Annotated in this window: 6 protein-coding genes and 4 tRNA genes; all 10 read right to left on the bottom strand. The window is 54.9% G+C overall.

The window, feature by feature from the left end:
• Nucleotides 1-163: 163 nt before the first annotated feature.
• Nucleotides 164-697, bottom strand: coding sequence for a transcription termination/antitermination protein NusG (gene nusG / locus ACIOVD_RS27810; RefSeq protein WP_003186097.1), 534 nt, complete (start codon nt 695-697; stop codon nt 164-166).
• 9 nt (nt 698-706) lie between these two features.
• Complete coding sequence (gene secE, locus ACIOVD_RS27805) at nt 707-1075, bottom strand: preprotein translocase subunit SecE (RefSeq protein WP_095166158.1); 369 nt, start codon at nt 1073-1075, stop codon at nt 707-709.
• A 45-nt stretch (nt 1076-1120) separates the two neighbouring features.
• Nucleotides 1121-1196, bottom strand: a tRNA-Trp gene (locus tag ACIOVD_RS27800).
• Between the two features lie 53 nt (nt 1197-1249).
• Complete coding sequence (tuf, locus tag ACIOVD_RS27795; protein WP_010467251.1) at nt 1250-2443, bottom strand: elongation factor Tu; 1194 nt, start codon at nt 2441-2443, stop codon at nt 1250-1252.
• A gap of 85 nt (nt 2444-2528) precedes the next feature.
• Nucleotides 2529-2604: transfer RNA gene (locus ACIOVD_RS27790), tRNA-Thr, on the bottom strand.
• Between the two features lie 26 nt (nt 2605-2630).
• Nucleotides 2631-2704, bottom strand: a tRNA-Gly gene (locus ACIOVD_RS27785).
• 25 nt (nt 2705-2729) lie between these two features.
• Nucleotides 2730-2814: transfer RNA gene (locus ACIOVD_RS27780), tRNA-Tyr, on the bottom strand.
• A 142-nt stretch (nt 2815-2956) separates the two neighbouring features.
• Entirely contained in the window at nt 2957-3403 is a 447-nt protein-coding gene (locus ACIOVD_RS27775; protein ID WP_095166156.1) for a hypothetical protein, read from the bottom strand.
• Nucleotides 3404-3410: 7 nt separating this feature from the next.
• The gene (locus tag ACIOVD_RS27770) at nt 3411-4160 is read right to left on the bottom strand and encodes a pantothenate kinase (protein WP_159998191.1); all 750 of its coding nucleotides are present in this window, start codon (nt 4158-4160) and stop codon (nt 3411-3413) included.
• On the bottom strand, nt 4150-5109 hold the full coding sequence (gene birA, locus ACIOVD_RS27765; protein ID WP_159998193.1) for a bifunctional biotin--[acetyl-CoA-carboxylase] ligase/biotin operon repressor BirA: 960 nt from the start codon (nt 5107-5109) through the stop codon (nt 4150-4152). Before birA ends, ACIOVD_RS27770 begins: the two co-directional genes overlap by 11 nt.
• Between the last annotated feature and the right edge of the window lie 167 nt (nt 5110-5276).

Genomic DNA, 5276 nt, shown 5'->3' with positions numbered 1-5276 from the left:
CGGCCTTCACTTGCAGCTTGATGTAAGCTGTAAACTTCTAGTCCAAGAGCAACTCCAATTACGGGTTCAAACGCCTCGAAAGGCTCCCCGGTTACTTGCGCGTTTATCCCAGTGACGACAAAACCCCACAGCCTAGGGCTGCGGGGTTGGGATGCTTGTTCGGCTAGACCTTTTCGACCTGGCTGAACTCTAGCTCTACCGGAGTAGAGCGACCGAAAATGAGCACTGCCACTTGGATCCGGCTCTTTTCGTAGTTAACTTCTTCGACCGTGCCATTGAAATCGGCAAACGGACCGTCGGTGACACGAACCACTTCGCCCGGCTCGAACAACGTCTTCGGCTTCGGCTTGTCGCTACCATCAGCAACACGACGCAGAATCGCTTCTGCCTCTTTATCAGTGATCGGTGCAGGCTTATCAGCGGTACCGCCGATGAAACCCATCACCCGAGGAGTGTCCTTGACCAAGTGCCAAGTACCCTCGTTCATATCCATCTGGACCAGCACATAACCAGGGAAGAATTTGCGCTCGCTTTTGCGTTTCTGGCCATTACGCATTTCAACCACTTCTTCAGTGGGAACCAGAATTTCGCCGAAGCCATCTTCCATGCCAGCCAGCTTTACGCGCTCTACCAACGAGCGCATGACATGCTTCTCGTAACCCGAGTAAGCATGCACAACGTACCAACGCTTAGCCACGGGACACCCTTAGCCAACAATCAAGGAAACAAGCCAACCGAGCAGGGAATCAAGCCCCCACAACAGCAACGCCATAACCAGAACAACAGCCACCACAATCAGGGTGGTCTGCGTGGTTTCTTGGCGAGTTGGCCACACGACTTTACGAATCTCGGTGCGAGCTTCCTTAACCAGTACAAAGAAAGACTTGCCCTTCGCTGTTTGCAGGCCTACAAAGGCAGCTGCAGCAGCAATAGCAAGCAAAGCGAGTACACGGTACAGGATCGGCGAAGCAGAGTAATACTGATTGCCAACAACGCCAACAACCACCAAAGCAGCTACTACTAGCCACTTAAGCAGATCGAAGCGAGAGCCTTGAGCTTCAGCCTTAGGAGTCATCTATGAAGATCCTGTGAAAAGAAAGCCAGACACACTGAGTGAATCTGGCAGGTCAGGAGGGAATCGAACCCCCAACCTACGGTTTTGGAGACCGTCGCTCTGCCAATTGAGCTACTGACCTAAAACAAAATCAGGCCGACCATTATGCCGGCCTGAAAAAGACATTACAACAACTTACTCGATTACTTTGGCTACGACGCCAGCGCCGACGGTACGACCGCCTTCACGGATAGCGAAACGCAGACCATCTTCCATCGCGATGGTTTTGATCAGAGTGACAGTCATCTGGATGTTGTCACCTGGCATTACCATTTCGACGCCTTCCGGCAGTTCGCAGTTACCGGTCACATCAGTGGTCCGGAAGTAGAACTGTGGACGGTAGCCTTTGAAGAATGGCGTATGACGACCACCCTCTTCCTTGCTCAGAACGTAAACCTCTGCAGTAAACTTGGTGTGCGGCTTGACAGTACCCGGCTTGACCAGGACCTGACCACGCTCAACGTCATCACGCTTGGTGCCACGCAGCAATACGCCACAGTTCTCACCAGCACGACCTTCGTCCAGCAACTTGCGGAACATCTCAACACCCGTGCAAGTTGTCTTGACCGTGTCACGAAGACCAACGATCTCAACTTCTTCCTGGATGCGAACAATGCCACGCTCTACACGACCAGTCACAACCGTACCACGACCAGAGATCGAGAATACGTCTTCAATTGGCATCAGGAACGGCTTGTCGATAGCACGCTCAGGCTGCGGAATATAAGTATCCAGAGTCTCGACCAACTTCTTGACGGCAGTAGTGCCCATCTCGTTGTCGTCTTGACCATTCAGCGCCATCAGCGCCGAACCAATGATGATCGGAGTGTCGTCACCCGGGAAATCGTAGGTGCTGAGCAAATCACGCACCTCCATCTCAACCAGCTCCAGCAGCTCAGCGTCGTCAACCATGTCAGCCTTGTTCAGGAAGACCACGATGTACGGAACGCCTACCTGGCGGGACAACAGGATGTGCTCACGGGTTTGTGGCATCGGACCATCAGCGGCCGAGCAAACCAGAATTGCGCCATCCATCTGAGCAGCACCGGTAATCATGTTTTTTACGTAGTCGGCGTGACCTGGGCAGTCCACGTGTGCGTAGTGACGCACGGCCGAATCGTACTCAACGTGAGCGGTGTTAATGGTAATGCCACGAGCTTTTTCTTCAGGGGCGCTATCGATCTTGTCGAAGTCGACCTTCGCCGAACCGAACACTTCGGAGCAGACACGAGTCAGAGCAGCAGTCAGAGTAGTTTTGCCGTGGTCGACGTGACCAATGGTGCCTACGTTGACGTGCGGCTTATTACGTTCGAACTTTTCCTTAGCCATCGAATTCACCCCTACAGAGAAGAATTAAACAAGTCACACTAGCCATTAAAACAAAGGCAGATATTTTCATATCTGCCTTGTCATATGGAGCTCTTGAGCGGATTTGAACCGCTGACCTCACCCTTACCAAGGGTGTGCTCTACCAACTGAGCTACAAGAGCGAAACACTTTGCACAACCTGCAAACTTGGAGCGGGTAGCGGGAATCGAACCCGCATCATCAGCTTGGAAGGCTGAGGTTCTACCACTAAACTATACCCGCGTAAGCTTGCAGCTCACGCTAAAAATGGTGGAGGGGGAAGGATTCGAACCTTCGAAGTCGTAGACGTCAGATTTACAGTCTGATCCCTTTGGCCGCTCGGGAACCCCTCCTAAGCGAGCCGGCATTCTACATCATGCCAGCCTTCTGTCAAGCATTTTCTCATTAAAAACCTGAGGTTAGCTGCGTTGACCGTGCTTCGCGATGTTTGCCGTTAAAGGCCTTCACTGCGTAGCGGGCGCCATTCTATGCAACCTATTGAGCAGTTGCAACCCCCTCGCACCGCATTATTTTATGTTTTAACTCATTGAATTCATTAACAAGCTTCTGCAAGGCAGCGTCATCGGCCAAATGCCGGGTTTGCGGGGATACGCGCATCCAGAAGCCGGCTGAATCTGGCAGCGAAGTTGCCAGCTGTTGCACCTTGATATCGAGCGCAGCCAGCCGCCCCTCGAATGCCCTGGCCGTCTCCTGGCGAGCAAATCCGCCCAGGTACAGGCAGCTCTCATCCGCCGACTCAGCCCTGGACGTGTCGCGCGCCACTGCGGAGCTCCTGGTTTCACTCAACAGCCGGATATCCTGCTGCGACCCCTTATACAAACTTAGCGGAGTAACGTCCTTGGCACGCAAGGGCACCTCCTGCTGATGCCAGACGTAATAGAAGACGTTAAGAACCAACAACAGCAGAAACAACCAACGCATAAGAACCTCAGGACAATGGACAGGCCATGGCCAGACCCACGAATACAAGATCCGGCACTACCCGCGCTTGCGGGACGACGCCGGACACCAGGTCCGCGTCGCCGCCGGTGAGAAACACGCTGAAATCTTCGCCCCAGTACTCACGCGCCAGTTCCAGCTGAGTCAGGACAAACCCACGCAGCATCAATGAACAGCCACGCTCTACCGCCTCAACCGTATTACGACCCGGCGCGAAACTTTCCAGCGCCCGAGAGGCCGCGATGTCGTCATAACGAATGCGCCGGGTGTGCGTGCGTAATTGATGACGCATCAGCGGCATACCCGGGCAAATGAAGCCCCCCAGGTGCTTGCCATCAGCAGCAATGAAGTCGGCTGTCAGTGCCGTACCGAAATCCAGTACCAGACAGGCCCCTGCGGCCAGGTGATAGGCGCCGAGCATGGCCAACCAGCGATCGAGGCCGAGTCGCTGAAAATCCTCGTAACCATTCTCAACCCCGGACATCGACCTGGACGGCGCCGCACACAGCGCGAAAACACCAAATGCATCGGCCAATGCCGTCACCAACGCTGCCGTTTCATCATTGGTGCGCACACTGACCAGGCGACAGTACTTGAGATCCAGCCCCACACAGCCGCGCAGACCCTCCAGCAGGGCCAGGTCCGAGTCCACCACACCCTCGGCAAACAGATGCGTGGCGTCTGCATGCAGCACGCGCCACTTGATAAAGCTATTCCCACAGTCGAGCTCAAGAATCATCGCGCAGCCTCAAACTTAGCTCGCCACCACTAAAAACCTTTTCCACGCCGTCGACTTTCAAGCGCAGCGCACCTTGCCCGTCGATACCCATCACCACACCATCAATCCGGTTCACCCCGGCAATCAGCGATACCGCACGCCCTTGCCAGAGGTGACCTTGCTCCCACTGCGCCTGCAGCACCGAAAAACCTGCAGACTGGTGACGATTAAGGTGTTCCTGGAGCACACCACCGAGGTGTGCCACCAGCAGATTACGATCAAACCCCTTGCCCGCCTCCAAGTACATGGAGGTCCACTGCTGATCGACCTCATCAGCCTCCTGCATATTCACGTTGATCCCCACACCCAGGACAACGTGGCACACATCAGCAGGATCTCCGACCAACTCCAACAATATGCCGGCGATCTTTTTCTCGCCAACCAGTACATCATTGGGCCACTTCAACCCCGCCCCAGCAATGCCCAGGTCTCTCAAAGTCTGCATCACGGCAAGGCCTACCACCAGGCTCAAGCCCTCCAACTGGCGCATACCACCATCGATACGCAGCACTAGGCTGTAGTAAAGGTTTTCGGCAAAGGGACTGACCCACTTGCGACCCCGGCGACCACGACCGGCCGTTTGCCGCTCCGCAAGCACCAGGAACGGCGCCGCCATCCCCCGCTCGATTGAACGCAGGGCTTCGGCATTGGTTGAATCAAGCGAGTCAAAGACCAGCACCGGCCATTGACTGGACGGCGAATGCTCAGCGACCCCGGCCGGATCGAGCAGCGTCAGGGGCGCGCGCAACTGATAGCCGCGACCGCGCACCTTATGAATAGTGAGACCCAACTCCGCCTCGAGATGCTGGAGTTGCTTCCAAACAGCACTCCGGCTGATCCCCAGAGCAACGCCAAGCGCTTGCCCGGAATGGAAACGACCATCTTTCAAGAGTTTTAACAACGTCAGCATGCAAGTATCGCCTCACAATGAGGCCCGCATGATAGCCATGCCCCGAGCTGTTGCATAGAAACCCTATACGCCAACTTTCTCGCGGACAAAAACAAAACCCCTACCTGCATACGCAGATAGGGGTTTCGGAATTTAATCTTGACGATGACCTACTCTCACATGGGGAA

The organism is Pseudomonas sp. NPDC087626 (assembly GCF_044743405.1).
Taxonomy (GTDB): Bacteria; Pseudomonadota; Gammaproteobacteria; order Pseudomonadales; family Pseudomonadaceae; genus Aquipseudomonas.
This window is presented reverse-complemented; position numbering and strand designations above follow the sequence as displayed.

What these genes read in the sequence shown, in the direction of transcription:
- ACIOVD_RS27770 (WP_159998191.1), bottom strand. Translation starts at nt 4,160, where the DNA reads ATGATTCTTGAGCTCGACTGTGGGAATAGCTTTATCAAGTGGCGCGTG.
- ACIOVD_RS27775 (WP_095166156.1), bottom strand. Translation starts at nt 3,403, where the DNA reads ATGCGTTGGTTGTTTCTGCTGTTGTTGGTTCTTAACGTCTTCTATTAC.
- tuf (WP_010467251.1), bottom strand. Translation starts at nt 2,443, where the DNA reads ATGGCTAAGGAAAAGTTCGAACGTAATAAGCCGCACGTCAACGTAGGC.
- birA (WP_159998193.1), bottom strand. Translation starts at nt 5,109, where the DNA reads ATGCTGACGTTGTTAAAACTCTTGAAAGATGGTCGTTTCCATTCCGGG.
- secE (WP_095166158.1), bottom strand. Translation starts at nt 1,075, where the DNA reads ATGACTCCTAAGGCTGAAGCTCAAGGCTCTCGCTTCGATCTGCTTAAG.